We start from the raw sequence: 25,217 nt of genomic DNA, 5'->3' as shown, positions 1-25,217 counted from the left end.
CATAATTGTGCCACAACAACTAACCGGGCTGCCGATTCATCCACCGGCACCCTGACAGCATTCGAAGAGAGGACATCCATGCGCATTGCCCTGCTAGAAGATGAGCATGAACAGGCTCAGAACGTCCAGGCCATCCTTGCCGAACGCGGGTATGAGTGTGACAGTTTTCCAACCGCACAGTCCTTCCTGAGCAGTGTGCTGCACCGCAGTTATGACCTGTTGATTCTCGACTGGCAGATTCCCGACGGAACCGGCGTTGAGGTACTGGAAAGCGTCCGTGCCCAGCTCAACTGGCCGATCCCGGTCATTTTCCTCACCCAGCGGGACAGCGAAAGCGACATTGTCCGCGCACTGGACGCCGGGGCAGATGACTACCTCATCAAGCCGCCGCGGGCCGCGGAACTGCTGGCTCGCATCAATGCGCTGTCCCGCCGGACCAGTCCGGAGAGCGACAAAGAAGTACTGAACTATGGTCCGTTCGAGGTGAACACCCAGCTACGCGTGATCAAGTTGCACGGCCAGGCATTGGTACTGACCGACAAGGACTTCGACCTGACCCTGTTCCTGTTCCAGAACCAGGGCCGCCTGCTGACCCGCGAAATGCTGCTGGAACGGGTCTGGGGGCTGACCCGTGACATCAATACCCGTACCGTGGATACCCACATGAGTCGCTTGCGCCGGCGGCTGGGGCTCAACCCGGACAACGGGTTCCGCATCAAAACCATCTACCAGCGCGGCTACCGCCTGGAGGCCATCAAGGCAACCGCCGACACCGAAACCGCCTCCGGCGACGAAGCCCCGTAATCACCCCGCGGTGCGGCTCATAACCCGCGTACATTCAGAGCCTTGCACCGCACTCCCCGATAAGGGTATTTTGTGCCTCGTAGGGCACTTTCTGAAGGACCCTCGGGAAGATCGCCGGAACCAGGGAGGGAGTCATTCCTGGACTAGACCGTTTTGCAACAAGATCCAACAGCAGGCCCCATGACGCGGTACTGGTTGCCTTTTAAAAACACACCATTGAGCCTCGGCCTGCCACTCCTGGCATTACTTCTGCTGCTCCAGTTTACCTCGCTGCCACAGCGCATTGATTTCTGGCTGTATGACACCCTGGTCACCCGCTACCCCACCCCGGTGGCCGATAACGTGGCCATTATCGCCATCGACGAAGCCAGCCTGAGTGAACTGGGGCGCTGGCCCTGGCCCAGGAGCGCCCACGCCGGGCTGGTCCGCCAGCTTGACCGGGCCGGCACGCGCACCATCGTGTTCGACATCCTGTTCCCCGAAGCCTCCGAGGCTGACAGCGACCTTGCCAATGCCATGGCACAGCACGGCCGTGTTGTACTGCCCATGCATTTCTCCAACGCCGACGACCCGGAACCCGGGACCAGCCGGCTACCCACCTGGCATCTGACGCAAACCGCAGCGGCCCTGGGCCACGCCCACGTCGAGCTGGATGCCGACGGCCTCGCCCGTGGGGTGGACCTGGTCAAAGCCAGAACAGGCACCCTCTGGCCCAGCCTTGGCCGCGCCGCGGCGGAAGTTAACGGCACTGCCCTGCCCGGGGCCTTTGGCGAGGCCAAGCCGATGTTCGTCCGGGTCCCCCTCGCCGGCCGTGCCGGCACCCTGCCGGTGTATTCCTATGCCGACATTCTGCGGGGCCGCTACCCGACTGACGCCTTGCGGGATAAGGTCGTCTTTGTAGGGGCCACCGCAGCCGGTTTTGGCGACATCATGCCAACGCCGTTTTCCAGCCTGGCAACCCCGATGAGTGGCGTCGAGTTCCACGCCAACAGCTATTCCGCGCTCAGCCAGAACACCCTCATCCGGCTCCTGCCCGGCGCCATTACCCTGCTGCTGGCAGGCGCACTTATTGCCCTGCTGTCCCTGGTACTGCCCCGTTTGCGGCCCGGGCACTCGATGATGCTCTGCCTGTTGCTGACGCTGGGCCTGATTGCCCTCAACATGACCCTGCTGCTGTATGTCCGCCTGTGGCTGCCGATTACCCTGGCGCTGATGATCCCCCTGATCGCCTGTCCCCTGTCCAGTGCCCAGCGCCTGGCGCTGACCAACCACTTTCTCAACCGGCAGATGGATGAGCTGGGCCAGGGCCCCCGTACCAGCCTGCCGGCGCCGGAACGCCGCCATCCGCCACTGATCCTCGAGCACCTGAAAACCCTGCTGCAACCGGAAGGCTGGTGGCTGTCCCGAAATGGCGAGGTACTGGACGCCCATGGCCTGACCGCAGCCGACCAGCCGCCCTTTCCCGAGGCGGGCCGCTGGATCCACCTGAACAACCAGAGCTGGATCCAGCTGACCCGCTACGATGCCATTTACAGCCTGGGGCTTTCGCTGCCGAATGACCTAAGCCGCGAAGTCATTCAGCTCTATCTGCGTCGGCTCACCCTCAATCCCGAGTCAGGTAACCCCGTCGATAATGCACCGAGGGAAGCGATTTCCTCGCGCATCGACCATGTCCGCCGCGCCATCAACCAGATGCGCAGCATGCACCAGTTCATCAGCCGCAGCTTCGAACGGATGCCCGATGGCATCATCGTGACTGACGAGCTCGGTGTGATCCAGTTTGCCAACGGCCACATCGAAGAATGGTTCGGCGAGCCGATGCCCAGCCTGAGCGGCATGCCCCTGGCCCGCCTGCTGGAAGGTCATGACCCCCGGGAAATACCGCCCTGGCACGAAACCGTCTCCGAAACCCTGACCATGAACCAGTCACGCACCGTAGACCTGCGCATTCGCGGCATGGATTTCCTCATCCACTTTGCCCCGTTTGCACTGCCCGACGGTGACCAGAACGGCATCATCGCCAACATCTCGAACATCTCCGAGCTGCGGGAACAGCAACGCCAGCACCGGGAAGCCATCGACTTCATCTCCCATGACGTGCGCTCTCCGCTGGTATCCCAGCTGGCGCTGATCGAGCAGATGAAACGCCATCCCGGCGAAATCGATACGCCGCAGCTGGAACAGCTGGGCCGTCTGGCAAGACGCAGCTACCAGCTGGCCGAGGAGTTTGTGCAGCTGGCGCGCGCCGAGCAGCTGACGGAAACCCGTTTCTACGAGTGCGACTTCCTCGCCATTGTCGAAAACGCACGGGACAGCGTGAGCGAGCAGGCGCTGGAAAAAGGCATCCACCTGGTCCTGCAGGGCAGCGAGGAGCTGTGGTTAAGGGGTAATGCGGAATTGCTGGAGCGGGCCGTCATCAACCTGCTGACCAATGCCGTGCAGTACAGCCCGCCGGGGGCGTTTGTGACCGCCCAGGTGTTCCGGGCCGGCCACCAGGCGTGCCTGACCGTCACTGACGAAGGCAGTGGCATTGCCGAGGAAGAATTGCCCTATCTGTTCGACCGCTATCGCCGCCAGAAAAGCAGTGAGCTATCGGGAAGCCGAGGTGCAGGACTGGGGCTGTCGTTTGTGCATGTGGTAGTAGAAAAACACCGGGGGGAAATCCGTGTGGCCTCGCGGCTGGGGGAAGGCTCTGCCTTCACCATCAAACTGCCGGTCGCCAACCCACTGTCGTGATCCGCTACACCCGGCAACTACAAAACACCGGGAGACCGCAACGGAGATTAAAAACAGGAAAGAATCAGATTGTCTTGCTGACCACTTCAGACGGCGCGCTGGTCAGGCCGTCAAGATCAACCACCTGGACTGCAAAGAACCACTCGCCGGTTCCCAGGTTGGTCACCGTGTAATCCATGACACTGGCATCGTTGATGGTAATGGTCTGGGACAGGTCGGAAGCACTCTGACCAAACCGGATGATGTAACCCTGCAGCTCACCCATGGCAATACCGTCGCCATTGACCCGGGTTGCCGGAGCTACCCAGCTCAGGGTTGCCGTGCCATCGCCGGTAGAGCTGGCCTGGCTGCTTCCGGAACCGCTGGAGCTGGTCCGGTCGGTGCCGTCGGTAACACCCGAAGAGCCCCCGCCACATCCTGTAAGAGCGACTCCGATAACTAACGCGGCAATCCATGCCTGTGACATTTTAATGACGCGTTTCATGGACATTTCACACCAAATAATCGTCGAATTTGTAAAATAGTTCAAAACGCCGCCGATTATCAGTGGGGAATGTGTCACAGCCAAATTACAATATTGTCAATTTTTCGACAGGATCAGGTAATGAAAATATAGAAGCGGCTGATCTGAAACGGGGTTTTTGGTAACAGAAGGCAATAAAAGCCGTGTTTGGGGGGTGAAACTTTTTTGTAGCGTTTTGAAACCCGGCGGGGTTGAGCTATCCGGGAAGGCCTAACCACTCCGCCAGCTGTAAATTGGTCTTCAACCTCAGGCGCTGTTGCAGCATACCCTCGAACACCCCATCAACCGATCGCTGGCCACTCAGCAAAGGCAATGCGGCATCAGCGCCCACTGCCCAGCAAGTCCGTCCAGCTCCGCTTAGCTGACCTCGTAGAACACCCGCTGCTCGAATGTCAGGGACCGGTATTGGGTGAAGAAGGCTTGGGCGTTCTGGTTGTAAGGATCATTCACGGCTGACAGACTCGCCTTTCCACGCTGGCCAGAAGCTCCCGGCACCGACCAAGGTAACTGCTGCCAAACAGGTTGTAATGATTTAGGGCGTGATAAAGGTTATAGATATCCCGCTTGGCCCGGTACTCCGGGGTTCGCCGCCACACCCTGTCGTAGGCCTGGTAGAACCCGACGGAGAATCCACCAAAGAACTCGGTCATGGCCAGGTCCGCCTCCCGGTCGCCATAATATACCGCCGGATCGATCAGCCAGACCCGCACCCCATCGAACAATACATTCCCGGACCATAGATCGCCATGCAGCAAGCTCGGCTGATCACAGTGAGCGTTGAGGAAGTCCGCCAGCTGCTGGCCATGGCGCGTCAGAACCCTCTCAAACTCGCCCTTGACGGCGGAGTCCTGAATACGGGCAACCTGAAAGCCCAGCCTGTCATCCCTGAAGAACGAACCCCAATCGTCGGACCAGCGATTTTGCTGGGGGCACAGGCCGATATAGTTGTCGTTACCAAGGCCATAACGGGGATATCGCTGACAATGCAACCGGGCGAGCCCCTCCCCGAGAGCCGACATCAATGCGGGCGTCGCAGGGCGGGTGTGGATTCTGGGTAGGACCAACTCGTGATCACTGACCGAGCGTACTTCTGGCACGGCCAGCGCGCTCACCACTGTTCCCGACAGCGCCTCGCGAAGGAGCCGCAGGCCCTCGGCTTCGCACTGGAGGCTGTCGGAGAAGCCGGAGGTGTTGGGTTTTCGGAAGTCGTCCATGGGCACCTGTCCTGGCCTGATTCTCTGTAAGGACATCGCTATTTTTAGGAATGGCGTCCGTCGCGCCTTGATGCGTTTCTCCGGCCCAGCATACTCCACATCTGCCATTACTCCACCTTCGCCACTACTTCACCTCAACCACTACTCCACCTCCAGCCCTACTCCACCTCCAACACGATGGGCGGATTAACCGGCTCATAACGGGCGGTGCAGGTGCTGGCATTCACAAAGCGGAGGTTTCCCTGGCATTGCTCGCCGTACCCTTCGTGAATGTGCCCGAAGATATGGGCTTTCAGATTCAGCTGTTGGACTCGTGCCAGCAGCTCCTCGCATCCGACGTTCTGGCAGGTTCCGCCGAAGGCGACCTCATCGCCGATACCTTTTGGCGGGCCGTGGGTGATCAGCACGTCGGTTGTGTCGGGGATGCATCGCCAGCGTTCAGCGATGGTTTCGCCACGGTCGAGCATGAAGGCCCAGTCCAGGAAGGTTGGTGTCCAGGGCGATCCCCAGATGCGCAGACCTCCGATCTCGATGCCGCTGTCTTCCAGGTAGATGGCGTTGGTCAGCAGAGCCCGGGCCTGTTCGGGCGTGTCCTGAAAGGCCCAGTCATGGTTGCCGGCAATCACAATCTTGTGCCGGTGGGGCAAGGTTCCCAGCCAGTCGTTCAGCTCCGCCACATTGTCCAGCGTGCCTGCCCCCAGACAGTCACCGGCGTGAATCAGTACATCCCCGTCAGGAAGGTCGGTGATGCGCCGGTGCATGCTGTGGGTATCAGAAATACAGACGAGTTTCATGATGCCTCTCGGGTGCCCGCTAGCCGTTGGAATAAGGTTACTTTACACGCCCAACCGGCTCCGACCCACCCCTCAGAAAACACCGCCCAAAAGCAGTCCCGGGGCTTATCAGGGTTGCGGGCTCCCCATGATGGCTTCCATTTCTTCCGGCCTTGGTGCCCCCTGTTTCATCCGGATGCCGCCATCTGCCGTCCGGTAATAGGTGCTTGGCGTCGCGCTCAGGCCCAGGCGGGACATCAAGCGGTTGTTTTCCTGCACCTTGGCGGCATGCTTGCTGACGATCTCCCGGTTCACCTCAACGCCGCCCTCACCGTAATGACTCTGGTTATAACCCAATGCTTGCTGGGGGTCATCGGCGCCGAGAATGGTCGCCGCCTTGGGGAGGCTGTCCTGTTTGAGGATACCCACCAGCACATGGCGGAGCTGGACGCGGCTGGCCGCAATCCAGGGCTCGGCTGACTGGCGGAAGCGGTGACAGTACGGGCAGTTGGGATCGGTAAAGGTGTAGACCACTACCGGAGCATCGGCGTCCCCGTCGCGCACCCAGCTGGCCTTTTCGAGATCGGCCCAGGCCTGTTCATTCTTCGGCCCCAGTACCAGCTCCTGGACTTTGGGATCGGTGAGGTTTTCCCCATCAGCCGTCAGCATCGGGCCAATCACCACATGCTGCCGGTCTGAAGTCAGGTAAAAGGCCACCGGTTGCCCCTGCATCTCGCCGACATAACCTGTCATGTCACTGGGTGCATCAAACTGTCCGGTTATGGTCACACCCCGCTCTACCAGGTTCTGGACCGCTTGCGGGTATTTGTCATCAGCCAGCGCCGGGGTGCAAAAGACCAGGCCTGCGATGGCGGCAAACAACGTTCGTTTAAGGGTATATTTGGTCGGATTCATAGTGTGTTCTCCAATGAGTAGGTTCGCGGACCCATGGGGGCTCTCTTGCGGATTAGCCTGCGGGGGCCGGATTAAGGCAACATTAAGGGCTGTGGATCGGCAGACAGGAGATAGCGTGCACGTTCTTTTGGTGGAAGATGATGACCTGGTTGCCTCTGGCCTGATCGCAGGGCTGGAGCTGCATCATTGCGTGGTTGACCGGGTCGGCACTGCGCGGCAGGCCCAGGCTGCACTGGATCAGTTCGAGTGTGATGTGGTGATTCTCGACCTCGGCTTACCTGATGGTAATGGACTGCAGGTGCTGTCCCACTGGCGGCAACAGGGGCACGACCTTCCGGTACTGATCCTGACAGCCCGGGATGCCGTCCACGAGCGGGTGACCGGACTTGAGTGTGGTGCCGATGATTATGTGCTGAAGCCGTTTGAGCTGGACGAACTGATTGCCCGCCTGCATGCGCTGGTGCGCCGCGCTGCCGGACGCTCGCTGCCGGAGATTAGCCACGGCGCGCTGCGAGTCCGGCCATCAACCGGAGAGGTCTGGCTGCACCGTAACGCGGTGTCCCTGTCACGGCGGGAGTTCGCCCTGCTCGAGAAACTCCTCAACGCCCGGGGACGGGTACTCACGGAAGATCAGCTGAAGGACAGCTTGTACGGAATGGACGCGGGTGTGGAAAGCAACGCCCTGAATGTTCACATCTATCATCTGCGCCGCAAGCTCGGCAAAGAGCTGATCATCACTGAACGCGGGGTGGGTTACCGGCTTGGCAGCCCGGTGTCGAGTGAGTCACCATCATGAGTCTGCGGCAGCGGTTATTAGCCTCCCTCGGGCTGTCTTTCGTGGCACTCTGGCTGTTGGTAGCAGGCCTGATGTATCTGCATTTGGAGCAACAGGTTTCGAGAACCCTGGACCAGCGGCTGGCGGCCTCGGCCACCATGGTCGCGGGGTTGATTGCCCGACAGCCGGAGCGGCTGCTGGCATCCCCACCGTCGCCACTACTGGTCACCCCGCAACTGGAGGGGGTTGCCTGCCAGATTCGTGCGGAAAACGGCGACATCATTCTGCAAACCAGCGGTTTGGATAGCAGTCTGCTGACTTGGCCTGAGTTGGGTTTCTCGACCCGTCAGGTGGGCGATAGCAGCTGGCGCCTGTATACCTTGCGCCAGCACAACCACCTGATCACCACCGCCGACCGGATGACCGAACGGGACAACCTGGCCCGCAGCATAATCCTTGTGATGGTAGTGCCGTTCGCCCTGGCCCTGGTGGGCGGCCTACTGGTGCTCTGGTGGGGCATCCAACGGGGCCTGAAACCGCTGCAGGAACTGGATACAGAGCTGAACCGGCGGCAACCCTCCAATCTGGAACCGGTCACGCTGCGCCAGCCGCCTGTCGAGCTTGCCCCCATCATCGGAACCCTGAACAACCTGTTCGCCCGGGTCCGGCGCGCGGTCGCCCGGGAACAACGTTTTGCCAGCAACGCAGCCCACGAGTTCCGCACCCCGCTGACCGGTATCAAAACCCACCTGGAGGTAGCCAGGCGGGTTACCGGCGACCGGCAGCGGCATGCGCTGGAGCAGGCCGGGATTGGTGTCGCTCGACTTCAGCGAGTAACCGACCAGCTACTGATGCTGGCCCGCCTGGAGCAAGGACGCAACCTGGAACAAGAGCAGAGCTCAGCCACCACCACGACCATCGCCGAGGCGCTGGAGGGGCTTGCCGGACGAGAGCGTGTGGAGGTCCAGGGTGCCAACGCCGATTGCCAGGTTGCCGCACCGGCCACACTGTTGGCCGTAGCGCTGCGGAACCTGCTGGAAAACGCCCTGAAGTATTCGGAACCGGAATCCCCGGTGTTGCTGTCCATTGAGCGGACCGCGACGACAACGCCGGCACAGATCCGGTTTCTGGTCAGGGACCAGGGGTGGACCACGGGCGCCAGCAGCGAGCCGCCCTCCCCCGCCAATGAAACCGGGGGACACGGGCTGGGCCTGGCCATTGTGGAGACCATTGCCAGTCAGTTCCACGGGACCCTGACGGCATCCCGCAACCGGTGGGGCGGGATGGATTGGGTACTTTCGTTGCCGGCGAGCACTGGCGGATAAAGAGGTGTGCTGTTTTTTCATGGAGATGGACCCGGCAGTTGATGCCTCGAATAGCGGAGGATGAACCCCGGATAACTCGCACATACCAGAAAACGCCTTTCGATCAGTTGTCGAATCATCAGACACTGCTGAATTGACGTTTCACGATTGAACTGGCGACTCTGTTGCCGTTCCTCTTGGATTACCCGGGGTTGGGATCGATACAGAGGGCGTGCGTTGGGCGGGTCATGTGTCGATGAAATTAACAGTTGTGGTCTGAACTGATCCGAAGTGCACAGGACCTGCCGGCGATATCCTCAATCGATTCAGTCAGTCTCTCTCGTTTTCTAACGCTTCACTGTCGCATGGCGTGGTATATGCACCTGCTTCCCCTGCACTATGGCGTTATGCTCCAACAACAAACAGAGACTCATCGACAAAATTTAATTTCGAAAACCGGCTATGGGAAACAAGGACTGTGCTTTTGCACTTCGACAAAAAGAAAGAGCCATGAAAATCAAAACCCTGTATCACCCATTGGGTGGCGTTCTGGCCGCTACAATGGTCGTGACCGGCCTGGTTGTGCCGCTGGCCGCCACTGCAGCGAACCCGTCTGCGACATCTGTTCAGCTGGCCCAGTCTGGCAGTGGTCAAGCTGGCAAAGGCGGCGATGGAGATCATGCGGCTGACCGTGATCGCTCAAAGGATCAGGATCGGGATAAGGACCAGGATCGCATGATGGATCAGGACCAGCTGCAGGATCAGATTCGGACTCACCTGCAGACCATGGACCAACTGCATGACCGTATCCAACAGACCCAGGCCACTGAGGACCGCGAGGAACTGATGACCCAGTATCGGGATCAGATCCGGGAAAGCGTGCAACTGATGGAGAAGGCCGCGCCCACAGCCGCGGGCAAAGATGACGCGGGCATGCGTCAAATGGAACAGAATCAGCAGATGATGCAACAGCTGATACAGCACATGTGGCAGTATCAGGAGCTGCAGAGCTGAAGCTCTTCCAGCATTGCACGTTGATCTGAACGGTTGAAACCGTTGGCGACGGCGGCTGGCTTGGCTCCGCCAACGGTTTCCAGGGGATTGAAAATGTCTCCAATGACCGGTTTTAGCCTCGATGGTCAGGAAATTTTGAGAATGATCCGCCCTGGAACCTTGCCTGCAGACAAATCCTCTACCGCAGACTCGACCCGTGCCAGTTCCCGGAGTTCCACCGGAATGTTTACGAGGTCATGCTGGTTGGCAAATTCCACCAATTCCCTCATCTCGGCTAGGGTTCCGGTGTAGGAACCAATTAACGTAATGGCCTTTGTCACCAGGAAAGGAATCGGATAACGCAGCTCACCACCGTGCAGTCCTACCACTACAAGCTTGCCGCCCTTTTTCAGGATCTTGAGACCGAAGTCAACGGTCTGTTCATTCCCGACAAAGTCCAGCACAGCAATGCAATTTCCGTTTGCCACGTTAACCAGGGTATCCGCAACATCATCACTGCGAGGGTCAAAGGCATATTTTGCGCCATCGCTCTTGGCAATTTCCCGTTTTTCCTCGGAAACATCGACCGCAACGATATTGCTGATACCCGATAAAATCAGTGTTCGGATCGCCAGCTGACCAAGGCCACCACACCCGATAACAATGACAAATTCATCTTGATGTATCGGCTGGATTTTCTTGATTGCTGAAAACGTCGTTAGTCCAGAACAGGCCAGCAAAGACGCATTCGCCGGGTTCAGGTTGCCAAGATCCACCAGGTAACGCGGGTGAGGCACGATTATATATTCGGAATAACCTCCGGGCTTGAAAACACCAAGCGATGCCGGCTTGGCACAGAGATTTTCTTCACCACGCTGACAGACAGAACACTCGCCACAACCGATCCATGGATAGATTAATTTCTGCTGGCCAACGGATAGCTCTTTAACCTCTTCCCCGGACGCCACAATGGTTCCGACAACTTCATGACCCAATGTGACCGGGAGTTTGATTCCGCGGTCGCCAAGATTTAGCCGTTTACCCTGCCCCAGACCATAGTACCCATCGTGAACATGCACATCGGTGTGGCAGACGCCACAATAGTCAACCTTCAGTAAAACCTCTCTGCCAGTTGGGGTTGGTATTTCATAACTTACTGGCTCCAGTTTGCCCGCAAATTCAGCAAACTCATAACGGACATATTTACTGTGAGGCTCAATATTATTCGGCACTGTTATATCTCCTGCATATTAGTCCGGCACATTTCCGGGGCACGCTGTTCGTTCCGGCTCTGAGTCGAATCCGTTGCGGATGCATTGATTATCACACCCGCATCTTGGTTACTTGTTTTAAAAGCACCGCTGATGATCCAACAATTTGTACGTTCTTAATTGAACGGAATTGTTTTTCTTTGGTACAGAATGTCAATAACAGTTATTCATTCCCGCCCCTTTTATAGCCCCAAACACCAACAACCCCCTCCCCGGCCCGAAAAGCAGGATGCTCCAATATCTGCACAAGAATCTTCAATACTCACACCACCACGGGACTTAACCTGCCAAAGGAGAATCAACAGTGCCATCAGATTCGGACTCCAAAACCACTGTAGGGAATGACAGGTCGGCACTGTATTCGTCAGCCATGAACTAAAAGGAAAGAACAATGACAACCAGCAAAGAATCCGCCTTCTTGCGTGAGCTTTATCAGGATTGGACCAACCGGATGACTGCCAACCCGGATCTCTCAATTGATAACTTGCGCAGCATGTTCGACGAATGGGGCAAGCCGGCGCTGGAGCCGGAGAATGTCGGTTACAAGAGTGGTCATATCGGTGGCGTTGAAGCTATCTGGGCGCTGCCAGAGGGTGCGGATACCTCACGAGTGATCATTTATACCCATGGCGGGGGTTTTGCGGTCGGGTCTGCGGACAGCCACCGCAAAATGGCCGGCCACCTCGCCAAAGCCCTCAAGGTTACCGCGGTTATTCTTCACTACCGTCGCGCCCCCGAGCACCCGTTCCCGGCCCAGATCGACGATGCTGTGTCCGCTTACCAGGCGCTGCTTGAACAAGGTTACGAAGCCAACAAGATGATCACGGTCGGCGATAGCGCCGGTGGCAACCTGGCGATTGCCAGCGTACTGAAGTTCCGCGACCTCGGGCTGCCGCTGCCGGGCGCCGTGATCGCCTATTCCCCGTGGCTCGACATGGCCCTGCGCGGCGCCACTCTGGAGTCCAATGCCGCGACCGACGCCCTGGTTGGACGGCCCATCCTTGAGGGCATGGCCGGCATGTTCCTGGGAGAGCAAACCAACCCGCTCGATCCGTTAGCCAATCCGCTGGAAAACGATTTCACCGGCTTCCCACCGCTTTACATCGCCGCCGGTGGTGCCGAAACACTACTCAGCGACTCCCAGACCCTGTATGCCAAGGCGACGGAACAAGGTGTGGCAGCCGTACTCTCGGTGGTGCCCGGCATGCAACACGTTTTCCCTGCGCTTTCGGGTCGTGCGCCGGAAGCAAACGAAGAACTGGCGCGCATCGCCAACTGGTACCAGAGCCTCTGATACCAGGGGATCCGCGCTCACAATGGCCAGCGCGGACACCACTCCCTCTCACACACCAAAACCTATAAACGGGCCCCTTTGGCAGCCGGGGACCGGTCGTGTCTCAAAAGGAGATTCACATGAACGAAATCACTCCAACTAAAAAAACAGCATCCGCCGATTTCGACGCCGTAGTGGTCGGCGCAGGCTTTGGTGGCTTGTATGCCGTCCACAAGCTGCGCAACGAGCAAGGGATGCGGGTTCAGGCCTACGACAACGCCAGCGACGTGGGCGGTACCTGGTTCTGGAACCGCTACCCCGGTGCGCTGTCGGACACCGAAAGCTTTTGCTATCGCTATTCCTTTGACAAGGAAGGTTTGGAAAAGGCGCGCTGGAGAACTCGCTACCTGACCCAACCCGAGATCCTGGAGTACATGAACGATGTCGCAGACCGCTATGACCTGCGCCGCAGCTATCAATTTAACACCAAGGTCTCTGCCGCCCATTTCGATGAATCGACCGGGCTTTGGCAAGTAACAACGGACAAAGGGCAGACTGTCACCGCCAAGTATCTGGTCACCGGGCTCGGCCTTCTGTCAGCAACCAACAAACCGCCCTTCAAAGGAATGGACAAGTTCAAGGGCGACGTCTGCCACACCGGCGCCTGGCCCGAAGACATCGACCTCTCGGGCAAAAAAGTCGCCGTTCTCGGCACCGGCTCAACCGGTGTACAGGTGATCATCGCACTGGCACCGGTCGCAGAGCACCTTACCGTGCTCCAGCGCTCCGCCCAGTATGTCGTGCCCATCGGCAACTGGGAGGAAAATGAGGACAAGATCAACGAATATAAAGCCAACTACGACGCCATCTGGGATCAGGTGAAATCCTCGGCGGTTGCCTTTGGCTTTGAAGAGAGCACCATTCCGGCAACCTCCGTCTCCGAGGAAGAACGGGAGCGCGTCTTTGAAGAAATCTGGAACAAAGGCGGTGGCTTCCGGTTCATGTTCGAAACCTTCTCGGACATCGCGACAAACCAGGAGTCGAACGACGCGGCGGCAAACTTCATCAAGCGGAAAATTGCGGAGATCGTGAAAGATCCCGAGACCGCACAAAAACTTATGCCAACAGACATCTATGCCAAGCGCCCGCTGTGTGGCAATCATTACTATGAAGTTTACAACCGGGACAATGTGACCCTTCAGGATGTAAAGGCGGATCCAATTGCAGAGTTCACTGAAAACGGCATCCGTCTGGAAAGTGGTGCCGAAATCGAACTTGATGCCGTCATCTTCGCCACAGGCTTTGATGCGGTAGACGGCAACTACGCCCGCATCGATCTGCGCGGGCGAGGTGGCGTTGCCATCAAGGACAAGTGGAAGGACGGCCCTCTGGGCTATTTGGGCATAATGGAGGCGGACTTCCCCAACTTCTTCATGATCCTCGGCCCCAATGGCCCCTTCACCAACCTGGTACCCAGCATCGAGACCCAGGTCGAATGGATCTCCGATACCATCGAGATGATGCAAAAGGACGGTCTCAAGACCATCGAGCCTAAACCCGAAGCGCAAGAGGCCTGGGTGGATACCTGTCGCTCGATCGCCGACATGACGCTCTTTCCCAAGGCACAATCCTGGATTTTCGGTGCCAATATCCCCGGCAAGAAGAACGCTGTCATGTTCTACATGGCAGGGCTTGGTGCCTATCGCAATGAATTGCAGGCGGTAGTCGACAAGAACTTTTCAACCCTGGAATTCAGCCAGTAATACCGCCATTCCACTAACGGGAGGAGGAGGCATCAACTGCTCCCCCTCCCGACAACCGAGCACTATTACTACTTAAGCCCCGGAGGCAAGGACAATGAACAGAGTAAATGGCAAGGTCGCGTTGGTCACTGGTGGTGCAATGGGCATGGGAAGGTCCCATTCCAGGCTGTTGGCTGCCGAAGGCGCGCATGTTTTCGTTGGTGACATCGATGTCGAACAGGGCACAAAGGTGGTCGAGGAAATTCGCAACCAGCGCGGAAAAGCCGACTTTCTAAACCTGAATGTATCCAGTGAACTTGACTGGTCCGCAGCGATTGAAACCGTCAAGGCAAAGGCCGGACGCCTGGATGTCCTAATCAACAATGCAGGTATTCTGGTTCTGAAACCGGTTCACCAGACCAGCAACGAAGAATGGAACCGCACATTCGATATCAATGTGCGCGGCACTTTCTTCGGCATCAGGGCGGCCGTACCGCTGATGCAGGAAAGTGGCGGCGGTTCGATCATCAACATTTCATCCATCTACGGCATGGTCGGGGCGCCGAGCGCTGGCGCTTACATCGCGTCCAAGGGCGCGGTGCGAATGATGACCAAGTCCTGTGCAGTCGATCTCGCAGGACTGAACATCCGGGTGAACTCCATCCATCCCGGCGTGATCGATACCCCAATGACCAAAGACCTGCTACACGTTGACGAAGCAACACGAAAGGCCCTTCTGGGACCCACCTTACTGAACCGGGCCAGTAAGCCGGAAGAAGTATCGCAAGCGGTCCTCTTTCTCGCATCCGACGAGTCGTCTTTCGTTCATGGTGCCGAAATCGTCGTCGATGGCGGCTACACGGCTAACTAGGCGGTCACGTCATAAAGGACTCGCCCGCCCCGGGGCGGGTCCAGGCAGCACTCTCACAACCCGCTCACACCCCTCTCACGCCCCCTCATAACCCCCTCACCCATAACCCTGAAAAATCCATCCCGCACCTCCCTTTCGAGGCGACACGCCGAGCTTTGATCATCACCCGCCTCAGATTAACAAAATAAAAAAAGCCCCGACACATGGCCGGGGCAACGAGGGGCACAACAACCTGAGTCTTCAATACTTAGAAGCTATATTTAGCCATCGCCTGGAGGCGGGTTGCATCGCCACTCCTGCCTCCGAGCAACTCGCGGGAATGATGGCTGACTTCAACGCCATAATCGATTTTCTCGACCGGCGACCACAGATAGTTCAGGTAAATGCTGCTGTTTTCCTCGCCGTGGGCACTCGGTGGCAGGATACCGCTAACTTCAGCGGCGTCCAGGTCCGCCTTTGCCACGCCGTACGCCAGATTCACCTGCCCAGGGCCAACAGCTACGGATAACCCGAGCGTGCCGCCAAAGGCTTTGACAGACTCAACGTCACCGGTGAGTGGATTGTAGTGGGCCGGCGCGGCAGGGTTTAACCACAGATACCCTCCGACACCCTCACCATAGACCACGGCCCCTTGCACGCTCACCAATGGTGAAACAGCCATCCGTCCCGAGAGTGCGACACCGTAGCCAAATTGGCTTTCTTCGTTATCCGCAACGGCGTCATAAACCGTTAACTGCCGCAACACCATTGCCGCCGAATAACTGAGCTGGCCAAGGGAGTCCTCATATCTCAAGGTGAAGTCCGGAAGACTGCTTTTGATCTCGGAGGTTTCTTCCCCCTCATAAGGAACACCACCCTGTTTATCCGCCTCCTCCAAAGCGACCGAGAGACCACCTCGTGTATAACGAAGCTGGGTTTGACGATCTAGATTTGTTTGTCCGACTTGCCCGGTAAAATCAATACTGGGCGTATACCCCAGGAACGTCGAGAAATTCGTTTCCGTCTGGCCGGCCAGGATGCCATTCCAAGAACCATAGGCCTGCCTCAGGCGAAATGTGCCTCCGGCCCCATAAAAATCCCCTTCGACACGGCTTCTGAGATCTCCCTGCTCCGTGGGTGTGCTGGTTGACACACCAAGGCGGGACTCGAAAGCATGTGCGTCAAAATGACCATCTGCCCCGGTCACATCATCAAGCCTGACAGCCTGATGGGAGATCGCATTACCCAGGGGCGAATCAAAATCGTAGGTGGCATCAAGCTTCGCATAGCCATAAATGGTAAGACCGGTTTCACCCACGGAAAAATCTAACGAAAATGCCGGAGACGACGCCGTCATCAACAAAGCAATACAGGTTATTCCAGATCTCTTCTGAACGTACTTCTGAGCGACATTATTGTTTGAAATATTTTTAATCACTTGGCCTTTTCCTTTTTTGATTTATAAAAAACCAGAGCCAATGATCCTTTGATTTTTGCCTTTAATATTGAATGCAACTGTCATATTTTTGAACTAAATAACAAATCATGAATTCAAACAGCATTGGATATCTATCGAACTATTAGCCGCTCTCAAATTGGCAACAAATGCTCTTATCGTGGATTAAAAACATAATCATCAGGCCAAAATCAAAAAATAAGAACGTGAAAAAGATCGTTCCGGAGGACGTCGAGAGATAAATTCAGAGAACTGAATCTGTAAAGGGTGCGGCCTGTTAACCAGGCCTTCCTGAAGACAGGAAATGAACGTCTTTATTTGATAGTGCCTGCATTACTGGCACGACCATCAATCAACAAGAAAAACTCAATGTCTCAAAAATGGACTGTAATTCGTCTGTTTTTCCGGTATTGGTAGGGCGTAGTATGAAACTTACTCTTGAACAGACGAGTCAGATGGCTTTGGTCGGAGAAGCCACATTCCATTGCGACTACTTTAATGGGCGTGTCCGGAGAGGATTCCAGCATGGACCTGGCCATTTCGAGTCTACGCTCAAGTATGTAAGCGTGTGGTGGTGCACCAAAATCATTTCGGAACATGCGGATAAAGTAAGAGTTACTAAACCCGGCAACTTCAGCCAGATCATCAATGCTGATACATTGATCCAGATTCGCAACGATAAATTCTTCCAGTTTTTTCCGCATCAGAATGGGCATACGACGCTCAGCGGGGATTTCACGAAGTTTACAGTTCGAATAATCGCGAATCAGGTGAATGCAGATCTGCATTTCAAGGGCGCCGGTATACAGCTCCCCACCCAGTCTTCCGGCAAGACATTCCCGCTCATAGGATTTCATCAATTCAGCTAAAATCGCATCGTGAGCTACCGCGCTATGATCGATATTCAAGCTATCAATATCTTTCTCAAAAACTTCATTCGCAATTTTGGTGATCGCCGACTCGGAAACATAAACGTGCGAAACCTGGATGTCATCTGACCAGTACCAGCGAGAAGGTTCCCCGCGGGCGAGAATGGTCACGTTATCAGGACAGGCCTGCTGTTCCAACCACCCATTCGAGCCCCGGAAGCCAAGCTTTGCCGGTGGGGATTCCCATCTGACCAGCATGTAATCCCGCATTTCAGGAATAAGGACTTCCGTTCTATCAAACCGGTAATTTCTGATAGACAATTGCTGCTTAAGTTTATTTTCAACGGTACCTTCACACGTTATCTGCCCAGGTATAACGCTGAGGATATCATTAGGAGTTAACAAACTGTTGGCCACGATCTGTCACCTTGTTATTTTTGATCAAAAGACCCGACTTTCATAATCTAAGCAGTAATTTCCAGTTAACCTGTTCAACCACCCCATTAAAAGTAGTATTTTAAATTCCAAAAAAGAGCAATAAAGCGTGCCTCCCTCCAAGCACCAGGAGGCGCCATCCATGGCATGAGGTACTCCCAATGTTTTTTTCCGGCGGCCGTTAGTTCATTTGGGTTACAAACTTAGTAACCAGGTAACCATCAAATGTTTCACTGCCGCCCTCTCTGCCGTAGCCACTTTCCTTGATTCCGCCAAACGGGGTTTCCGCCAGCGCCAATCCAATATGGTTGACCGAGACCATTCCGGCCTCCAGGCCATTGGTAATACTGTGAGCCCGGCTGACGGACGAGGTGTATGCGTAAGCTGCCAGCCCGAACGGCAATCGATTGGCCCGTTCCAGCACTTCAGGGATTTCATCGAACGCCATGAACCCGGCAATCGGGCCAAACGGCTCCTCGTGCATGAACCTGGCATCTTCAGGTACATCCTTAATAACCGTTGGCGGATAGAAATTTCCGTCACCGGGCATCGCGAAACCGCCTGTCACCAAGGTACCGCCCTTCTGGCAGGCATCATCGACAAACGATGCCATCTCCTGTACGCGACGGCTTTGCGCCAGCGGCCCCATCATGGTCAATTCCTCGGAGCCACACCCAACCTTGATCTCCTTCGCCTTGTCAGAAAACCGGGCGACAAATTCGGCGTATATCGTGCGTTGAACGAAAAATCGCGTTGGACAAATACAGATTTGTCCTGCATTGCGGAACTTGAACCCAACCAGATCACTCACTGCCTTATCGATGTCTGCATCGTCACAGATGATGACCGGCGCGTGCCCGCCGAGTTCCATAGTGCAGCCCTTCATATACGCACCCGCGAGCGATGCCAGACCACGGCCGACCGGGGTTGAACCGGTAAAACTGATTTTTCTGACCACTGGCGACTTGATCAGATAGTCGGAAATCATCGCTGAATCACCAGACACCACGTTGAAGACACCCTTTGGCAATCCCGCATCATGGAACATCTGAGCCATCAGCAACACGGATGCCGGCGTGTCGCTAGAGCCTTTCAGGATAATCGTGCACCCGGCGCCAATAGCAGCGACAACCTTCCGGAACGCCTGGCTGAAAGGAAAGTTCCAGGGAGAAAAAGCAACGCAGACCCCAATAGGTTCCTTCAGTGCAATCTGCTGAACATCAGGATTCCGGGACGGTATGACGCGGCCGTATATCCTCCGGCATTCTTCCGCATGCCATTCCGCGTGCTCCGCACAGGACATCACCTCGCCAAAGGCTTCCCGGATCGGTTTTCCCTGTTCGAGGGTAAGGATCCGGCCGGTTTGCTCAGCCCTTTCGCGGATCAAATTCGCAACTTTGCGCAAGATTTCCGAACGTCCGATGGCCGGCTCCAGCTTCCAGGATTGAAACGCCCGCTCTGCGGCCTGCAGCGCAAGCTCCAGATCCTCCTCATTGGCCTTTGGCAGCGTACCCAGGACCTCATTGTTTGAAGGATTTCTTACTTCCTGACTGGATTCACCACGCCCTTCAACAAACTGCCCATTGATGTACAGACTGAGATTTGGATACATGTTGCTTCTTCCTTATCTTGTACTTGTTCTCTCCCCCACGCACCACCGTGGCTGGCCGCCCGTCATGAACGCGATGCCCGGAGCCGGAGCGTGAGGAAATGAAAAAATTTTTGACTTATAGCCTGCAAAAGCGGTCTTCTGTCGTCATCCGCACCGGGAGGAGCCCGCAACCTGTTCGCACCGTTACCGGGAGACCTCAACAGACTATTGTGAGTCGCTTCCACAACGCCCAATCTTTCAGGGTTGTAGATCTAACGTAGAGTGCAGGTAACAGTCAGAATTGTATTGAAGCAATCTGCCCGCACGTTGAACAAAAATGACAAAGCTCAAGATTTCCACGAAGTCGATGTGATAGTCCCCAACAGAGAAGGCCAGCAGCACTGCGCCACTGGCATTTTGGAGCGTTGTGAATTGCAGGTGGGCGGGTTCACCGCAACAACCCAAATCTTCTCTGCTTGCTCCAGGCACAGAGGTTCCGCCATCAATATCAGGTAATATACGCCCCAATATGCCGGCCAACGCGCTGTGCCGGCCAGACGAACCAGGCAGCCAACCGTTCTATGAAGACACCAAAGCGATTACAGCCCCTTGTCGACGATGGCATGGTGGACGAAGTCTTGTACCAGTTGATGAGTGGCAAGGAAGCCCAGGTTTTTGTTGTCCGCTGCGGTGACAGTGTGCGTTGCGCCAAGGTTTACAAAGAGGCAAAGAACCGCAGCTTCAAGCAGGCCGTGCAGTACCAGGAGGGCCGCAAGGTTCGCAACAGCCGCCGCGCCCGCGCCATGGGCAAGAAGACCCGTTACGGCCAGAAGGAACAGGAGGATGCCTGGCTGAACGCTGAGGTCGATGCCCTGTACCGGCTGGCCGAAGCTGGCGTGCGGGTGCCGAAGCCTTTCGGTTTCGTGGACGGCGTCCTGCTGATGGAAATGATCGCGGATGAAGACGGCAAGGCCGCGCCCCGGCTGGACGATGTGACACTAACCCCTGAGCAGGCACGGGAGTACCACAGCAAGGTGATTGCGGATGTGGTGCGCATGCTCAGCGCCGGCCTGATCCATGGCGACCTGTCAGAATTCAACGTACTGGTGGACCCCAGTGGTCCGGTAATCATCGACCTGCCCCAGGCTGTCAATGCCGCCGGCAACAACAGCGCAGAGCGAATGCTGGAAAGGGACGTGGACAATATGCGGCGCTATTTCGGCCGCTTCGCCCCGGAGCTGCTGAACACCGATTATGGCAAGGAAATCTGGGCACTATACGAGTCCGGCGAGCTGTACCCGGACAGCCGGCTGACCGGTTGCTTCGAGCACGATACCGAAAGTGCCGATGTGGATGAGCTGATGGCGGTGATTGAAGCCGCCAAGGAGGAGGAACGGGAACGCCAGGAACGCTTGCGGGATGCTGAAGAGGGTGACGATTAGTCACCGCACCAAGCAGGATCAACCCGCCCTGGACTGGCGACGGAAATGGTTGGGGGTTTGCCCTGTCCAGCGAATAAAGCTGCGGGTGAATGCGCTATGCTCGGAGTAGCCGAGCAGTATGGCGATATCCACAATAGGCAATCGGGTCTCCTTCAGGTAACGCTTGGCGATTTCCTCCCGCACCGCCGCAATCTCGTCTCTGAGGCAGGTATCTGCCTCTTTTAGGCGTCGCTGAATGGTGCGCGGGGACATGTTCATTGCCCGGGAAACAGGCTCAATGCCGAGCTCCCGCTCATGCAACATCCGCCCGATCAAACGACGCACCTGGTCAACGATGGGGGGAACCTCGGGTAATTCGGAAAGCAGCACGTCCGCCTGTTGCTGCATCAGTTTCAGCATGGCGGGATCGGCAGTGCTGAGGTGCGTCTGCAATGCGGAACGCTCAAGACGAACAATCGTTTCCGGCTGCGCAAAAGACACCGGGCAGCCGAAATAATCAAGATACGGCCTGATGTTGTCCGGATAGGGATTGACGAAATGCACTTCAATCGGCCGTATCTGCTCATCCGCCAGATTGCGGCAAAACTGCACCAGAGCGGTAATTGCAGTTTCATCAACCAGTGCGCCCGGGCACCCGTGCTCGGCATCCCACACAAGATCTACATGGGTGTTCCGGCGCCGGACAACCATCGGCGTCACATCGTAAATCAGCCGCTGGTATTTGTGGATCTGGGTCAGCGCCTCTTCCAGTGTTTGCGAGGCCATCAGCAGATACCCCAGTATTCCCGTATGACGGGCCGAGATTGTGCATCCCAGGCGAAGCCCGAGTTGGGGGTCGTTCAGGTGACTGGCTGCCCGCTGCAGCAAATGGGACCAGAGCTCGATGGGCATTGAGCCGAAAGCATCTGCGGTGGGCGACGGCCGCGGATGGTCAAGTACCTGTTCCGCCGTAATGCCCTGTGACTCCAGGTATTCGTAGAGAGTCAGGGCAAAACTGTCCGGAATGCAGCGGCTCTGATGACTGTGACGCAAGGCACACCTACCCACTGGAATTTTGGCGCAAAGTATCAAATCTGGAGGCGGCCCCTGTCAAGCCAGTACCGGTTTGTTCTGTCACCATACCCAAAAATCAGGGAGTTTGACTTATGAACCTTCTCATTACGGGCGCCGCCAGCGGAATCGGCGCCTGCATTGCGCAACTCGCGTGCAAACAAGGACATACGGTGGTCGCGGCGGACCTGAATGAAACCGCACTGACCTCCCGATGGGGCAATGAGCCGGCGGTGCGTTGCATGGTGCTGGATGTCAGAAACCAGGACTCCTGGGCCGCGCTTCTGGAGCAACTTGACGAAAAGCGCTGGCCCGTGGATGTGCTGATCAACGTGGCCGGCGTTCTGCGCAGTGGCAGAGCCGGCGAGCTGAAGTCCGACGATATCGATCTGATGCTCGACGTAAACCTGAAAGGCACCATTCTCGGGACAAATGCCGTAGCCGCCGCCATGATTGCCCGGGGGCATCCCGGTCACATCATCAACATTGGTTCCATTGCGTCGCTGTACGCCACACCTGGCACCACCATTTACGCCACCAGCAAGCACGCGGTACGAGGTTTCAGCATCGCCGCAGCGGGCGATCTCAGACCTCACGGCATTGCGGTCAGCTTGGTCGGCCCCGGGCCCGTGAAAACAGCCATGCTCGAACAGCAGCGCGGTGACGAAAAAGCAGCACTGACTTTTTCCGGCGCCCGCGCCCTGAACCCGGAGGAGGTGGCGCAGGCCGTCCTCGGGCCGGTAATGCGCCATCGGCCCCTCGAGCAATTCATTCCATGGCGAGAGGGCATTCTGGGCAAGTTATGCACAGTGGCGCCCGGATTTTTTCTGCGCATGACCAAACGTGCGGCAGAGCGGGGCAAGAAACACTTTGATTCGGTTGGCTACCGCCAGTAACAACCCTGCCCACACAGTCGGGGGTTACAGGACGCCTTCCTGGATTCCCTCGGCTACGCTGAGCACTCTGCCGTCGCTGAATTCGATGGTCGCAGCGCCATCACTTTCAACGCGATAGTAGATCGGCATATCCGCAAGGCATGTCGCCTCCACATCGATTCTGGCGCGGGCGACATTCTGCAGCGTACCAACCAGGGCGCTCGTAGCGGGCCCCGGGATCTCGGTGATGGAGCCCTTTAATCCACTCCAGGGAAGCGGATCAAAGCCCCCGGTCACCTGGGCTGATGATTGTTCGGCGATGGATTCGCAGCCGGAGGCGGAGAGGTCGACCTGAGCCCGCGCTCTATTTCGAGCGACCAGCTCGCTGATCCAATAAGCAGAATCGTGTTTGATATCCATTTCCGGGTAGTCAAAGGTTGGATCAAAGGTGTACGTCACCCTCACCGGGTTTTCTTCCCGCACCCAGTTCGCGGACAAATGCGCTTCCTTGCGCCAGTCATCCAGCAACAGGAATGTCAGGTGCTCTGCCACCGGATGCAGGTAGACGTGGTATTCCAGACTCTCCTCGGCTGCCAGCCTCTGGGCAATGGCAAGTGCCTGGTTCACATGGACCAGTTCGTCAGCGCCGGCATACAAGTGGGCGCCGGGTACATGACGGAGGTTCCCCACGAAATCGAGCGCATTCTCAAAGCCCTCTTCCGCATCTGCAAGGCTGCCGAGTATTTCACCCAGAACGGGGCTAAGGAGCTCATCCTTCGCCGTAGTCAGCAAATCGTCCACCACGGGAGTGAGTTCCGGTGTATTCAGAAGATCGCCCGTGTAGCCAACCCAGTTAACGAGACCGGCAAACCGGTCCGGGTAACTGGTTGCAAAATGCAAGGCACCGTACCCTCCCATCGAGTACCCGGAGGCAAACACTTTTGTGGAATCGACAGCATATGTGTCTTGAACGTCCTCCATAGCGTCAAGCACATCGCGTTCTGAAGGTCCTGTGTAAAATCCGAACGGACCTCGCCCAAGAGGGGCGACCAGAATGCGATTGAAAGCGTCCCCGAATCGCTGCTGCATGTTTGCCTGATTGATCTGGCTAGAGTGATTGGCCTGACAGCCATGCATGACAACCATCATGCCGGGCTTGGCATTACCCTCGATTGCGGATTCCGGGACATAAATGCCGTAGGGTTGGTATTTGCCGAGGTAGTTAAAGGATTGCCCGCAGAAAATCCCGCCGCCATCGCGGCCTTCGATCGCCGGGATAGCTACGCCTTCCCCCAATGGGTAGTCAGAGGTGTAGACCCGTTGATGGAAACCTGCGGAAAGCTCGCCTGTCTGAGTCCGCCCGACCAGAAAATCCCTGTTCCGGATCTGGATGCCAAATGCACTGATATCGCCGCGCCCCAGCGCCTCGGCCTGACGATCCTCCCACCAGTTTCCGGCTCCGGGGGAAATCTGTTCAGGACTTGCGTCCGCGGAGGCTTCTTCATTTACTCCCCTGAACGCCACATTCATCACGGTCCCATCGGCTTGGGCAACAACCGCTTGAAGGCGCCACACGTCCGAATGTGGTAACGGGATTTCGAGTAGCAATGTATTGGTTTCAGGAGCGCCCCTATCCTGAAAGTAAACCTGATCCCATCCTTCACTGGAAACATTTACCCGCCCCCAGTGACCTCCGCCAGTTGATTGCTCAGGGTCGAAGTCCAGCGCCACCCCGAGAATCGCGTCGTCGGGATTAAACAGTGTATTCACTTCAGCTTCTATCCGAACAACTCCGTCAACCTGCTCAACATGGAGCTTAACCAGATCTGCGGTGTTAAGGAGTTCCGGAGGATACCGGTCATCGCCGGCAGTCGGAGACAATAGCCCCGGGGTGATTGCGAAGGGTAAGCCAGACTCCCCACCCCGGTTCAGCACATTCAACACGGTCGGCGCGGGGGAAATCAGTCCGCTGTCGGCGCCGTAATCGTCGTACACGTAATCGTAGTACGTTAATCTGCCTTGACACCACTCCACCGTGCCGGCAACCCAGCTGTCCTTGCTACAGTCCATCGACCGCTTCTCGGCGACACCCGGGAGAACTGCCGAGGCATCCGTTTGTGGTCCGCCGGCAAGAGATGTTCCATCCGAGCCTTCACCGCAACCAACCAATATCCCGAACGAGATCGCCAGGCCGAGCCTGCACAGCTGTGTCATTGTGGTTCCCTCTTGGTATTTTTTTGTTGAGGGAGGGTAGCAATAAAGCAATCGTGAAGGGTGTGTCCTGACGCGGCAGAGGTGATGTCATTTTGGTCAATTGCGGACAGCG

At 56.9% G+C, this 25,217-nt stretch carries 20 protein-coding genes; 10 read left to right on the top strand and 10 right to left on the bottom strand.

The window, feature by feature from the left end; genetic code table 11:
• Positions 1 to 78 precede the first annotated feature (78 nt).
• Positions 79 to 804 carry a response regulator transcription factor gene (locus tag CLH61_RS00710; protein ID WP_099612791.1) on the top strand — a complete coding sequence of 242 codons (726 nt, stop codon included), beginning with the start codon at positions 79 to 81 and terminating at the stop codon, positions 802 to 804.
• Positions 805 to 984: 180 nt separating this feature from the next.
• Positions 985 to 3,540 (top strand): CHASE2 domain-containing protein, encoded by a 2,556-nt coding sequence (locus CLH61_RS00705; protein WP_099612790.1) that lies wholly within the window; start codon positions 985 to 987, stop codon positions 3,538 to 3,540.
• A gap of 64 nt (positions 3,541 to 3,604) precedes the next feature.
• Here the strand turns inward: CLH61_RS00705 and CLH61_RS18525 are convergent, their stop codons facing one another.
• The 4 genes from CLH61_RS18525 to dsbG all read right to left on the bottom strand — a co-directional run bounded on the left by CLH61_RS18525 (position 3,605) and on the right by dsbG (position 6,965).
• A complete protein-coding gene (locus tag CLH61_RS18525; RefSeq protein ID WP_228152488.1) occupies positions 3,605 to 4,024 on the bottom strand; it encodes a fibronectin type III domain-containing protein in 420 nt (139 codons plus the stop codon).
• A 485-nt stretch (positions 4,025 to 4,509) separates the two neighbouring features.
• Positions 4,510 to 5,277: a fructosamine kinase family protein gene (locus CLH61_RS00695; RefSeq protein ID WP_099613207.1), complete on the bottom strand. Its 768-nt coding sequence runs from the start codon at positions 5,275 to 5,277 to the stop codon at positions 4,510 to 4,512.
• A 158-nt stretch (positions 5,278 to 5,435) separates the two neighbouring features.
• Positions 5,436 to 6,071 carry a metallophosphatase domain-containing protein gene (locus CLH61_RS00690; RefSeq protein WP_099612789.1) on the bottom strand — a complete coding sequence of 212 codons (636 nt, stop codon included), beginning with the start codon at positions 6,069 to 6,071 and terminating at the stop codon, positions 5,436 to 5,438.
• A 108-nt stretch (positions 6,072 to 6,179) separates the two neighbouring features.
• Positions 6,180 to 6,965 (bottom strand): thiol:disulfide interchange protein DsbG, encoded by a 786-nt coding sequence (dsbG, locus tag CLH61_RS00685; protein ID WP_099612788.1) that lies wholly within the window; start codon positions 6,963 to 6,965, stop codon positions 6,180 to 6,182.
• Positions 6,966 to 7,080: 115 nt separating this feature from the next.
• On the opposite strand from dsbG, the gene CLH61_RS00680 reads away from it, so the two are divergent.
• The 3 genes from CLH61_RS00680 (at position 7,081) to CLH61_RS00670 (ending at position 10,058) form a co-directional block, all read left to right on the top strand.
• The gene (locus tag CLH61_RS00680) at positions 7,081 to 7,761 is read left to right on the top strand and encodes a response regulator (protein WP_099612787.1); all 681 of its coding nucleotides are present in this window, start codon (positions 7,081 to 7,083) and stop codon (positions 7,759 to 7,761) included.
• The gene (locus CLH61_RS00675; RefSeq protein ID WP_099612786.1) at positions 7,758 to 9,065 is read left to right on the top strand and encodes a sensor histidine kinase; all 1,308 of its coding nucleotides are present in this window, start codon (positions 7,758 to 7,760) and stop codon (positions 9,063 to 9,065) included. The genes CLH61_RS00680 and CLH61_RS00675 overlap by 4 nt, the downstream gene beginning before the upstream one ends.
• 441 nt (positions 9,066 to 9,506) lie before the next feature.
• Complete coding sequence (locus CLH61_RS00670; protein ID WP_143752048.1) at positions 9,507 to 10,058, top strand: hypothetical protein; 552 nt, start codon at positions 9,507 to 9,509, stop codon at positions 10,056 to 10,058.
• Positions 10,059 to 10,183: 125 nt separating this feature from the next.
• Here CLH61_RS00670 and CLH61_RS00665 read toward each other — a convergent pair whose 3' ends face one another.
• On the bottom strand, positions 10,184 to 11,269 hold the full coding sequence (locus tag CLH61_RS00665; protein ID WP_099612784.1) for an alcohol dehydrogenase: 1,086 nt from the start codon (positions 11,267 to 11,269) through the stop codon (positions 10,184 to 10,186).
• Positions 11,270 to 11,699: 430 nt separating this feature from the next.
• Between CLH61_RS00665 and CLH61_RS00660 the strand changes: the two genes are divergently transcribed.
• The 3 genes from CLH61_RS00660 to CLH61_RS00650 all read left to right on the top strand — a co-directional run bounded on the left by CLH61_RS00660 (position 11,700) and on the right by CLH61_RS00650 (position 15,194).
• Complete coding sequence (locus tag CLH61_RS00660; protein ID WP_099612783.1) at positions 11,700 to 12,602, top strand: alpha/beta hydrolase; 903 nt, start codon at positions 11,700 to 11,702, stop codon at positions 12,600 to 12,602.
• Positions 12,603 to 12,721: 119 nt separating this feature from the next.
• Positions 12,722 to 14,344 (top strand): flavin-containing monooxygenase, encoded by a 1,623-nt coding sequence (locus tag CLH61_RS00655; protein WP_099612782.1) that lies wholly within the window; start codon positions 12,722 to 12,724, stop codon positions 14,342 to 14,344.
• A 94-nt stretch (positions 14,345 to 14,438) separates the two neighbouring features.
• Positions 14,439 to 15,194: a glucose 1-dehydrogenase gene (locus CLH61_RS00650; RefSeq protein WP_099612781.1), complete on the top strand. Its 756-nt coding sequence runs from the start codon at positions 14,439 to 14,441 to the stop codon at positions 15,192 to 15,194.
• Between the two features lie 247 nt (positions 15,195 to 15,441).
• Here CLH61_RS00650 and CLH61_RS00645 read toward each other — a convergent pair whose 3' ends face one another.
• From CLH61_RS00645 to CLH61_RS00635, 3 genes are all read right to left on the bottom strand, one after another.
• On the bottom strand, positions 15,442 to 16,611 hold the full coding sequence (locus tag CLH61_RS00645) for a DcaP family trimeric outer membrane transporter (protein WP_099612780.1): 1,170 nt from the start codon (positions 16,609 to 16,611) through the stop codon (positions 15,442 to 15,444).
• Between the two features lie 392 nt (positions 16,612 to 17,003).
• Positions 17,004 to 17,915: a helix-turn-helix domain-containing protein gene (locus tag CLH61_RS00640; RefSeq protein ID WP_099612779.1), complete on the bottom strand. Its 912-nt coding sequence runs from the start codon at positions 17,913 to 17,915 to the stop codon at positions 17,004 to 17,006.
• Positions 17,916 to 18,114: 199 nt separating this feature from the next.
• Positions 18,115 to 19,545 (bottom strand): NAD-dependent succinate-semialdehyde dehydrogenase, encoded by a 1,431-nt coding sequence (locus tag CLH61_RS00635; RefSeq protein ID WP_099612778.1) that lies wholly within the window; start codon positions 19,543 to 19,545, stop codon positions 18,115 to 18,117.
• Positions 19,546 to 20,105: 560 nt separating this feature from the next.
• Between CLH61_RS00635 and CLH61_RS00630 the strand changes: the two genes are divergently transcribed.
• The gene (locus CLH61_RS00630) at positions 20,106 to 20,966 is read left to right on the top strand and encodes a PA4780 family RIO1-like protein kinase (protein WP_099612777.1); all 861 of its coding nucleotides are present in this window, start codon (positions 20,106 to 20,108) and stop codon (positions 20,964 to 20,966) included.
• Positions 20,967 to 20,984: 18 nt separating this feature from the next.
• Here CLH61_RS00630 and CLH61_RS00625 read toward each other — a convergent pair whose 3' ends face one another.
• On the bottom strand, positions 20,985 to 21,998 hold the full coding sequence (locus CLH61_RS00625; RefSeq protein ID WP_099612776.1) for an AraC family transcriptional regulator: 1,014 nt from the start codon (positions 21,996 to 21,998) through the stop codon (positions 20,985 to 20,987).
• A gap of 113 nt (positions 21,999 to 22,111) precedes the next feature.
• Here CLH61_RS00625 and CLH61_RS00620 point away from each other — a divergent pair, with 113 nt between their 5' ends.
• Positions 22,112 to 22,912 (top strand): SDR family NAD(P)-dependent oxidoreductase, encoded by an 801-nt coding sequence (locus tag CLH61_RS00620; RefSeq protein WP_099612775.1) that lies wholly within the window; start codon positions 22,112 to 22,114, stop codon positions 22,910 to 22,912.
• A 24-nt stretch (positions 22,913 to 22,936) separates the two neighbouring features.
• On the opposite strand, the gene CLH61_RS00615 is transcribed toward CLH61_RS00620, so the two are convergent.
• The gene (locus tag CLH61_RS00615) at positions 22,937 to 25,105 is read right to left on the bottom strand and encodes a prolyl oligopeptidase family serine peptidase (RefSeq protein WP_099612774.1); all 2,169 of its coding nucleotides are present in this window, start codon (positions 25,103 to 25,105) and stop codon (positions 22,937 to 22,939) included.
• Between the last annotated feature and the right edge of the window lie 112 nt (positions 25,106 to 25,217).

The organism is Marinobacter profundi (genome assembly GCF_002744715.1).
Lineage (GTDB): Bacteria > Pseudomonadota > Gammaproteobacteria > Pseudomonadales > Oleiphilaceae > Marinobacter > Marinobacter profundi.
The sequence above is the reverse complement of the archived record's forward strand: the minus strand, read 5'-3'. Positions and strand labels throughout refer to the sequence as shown.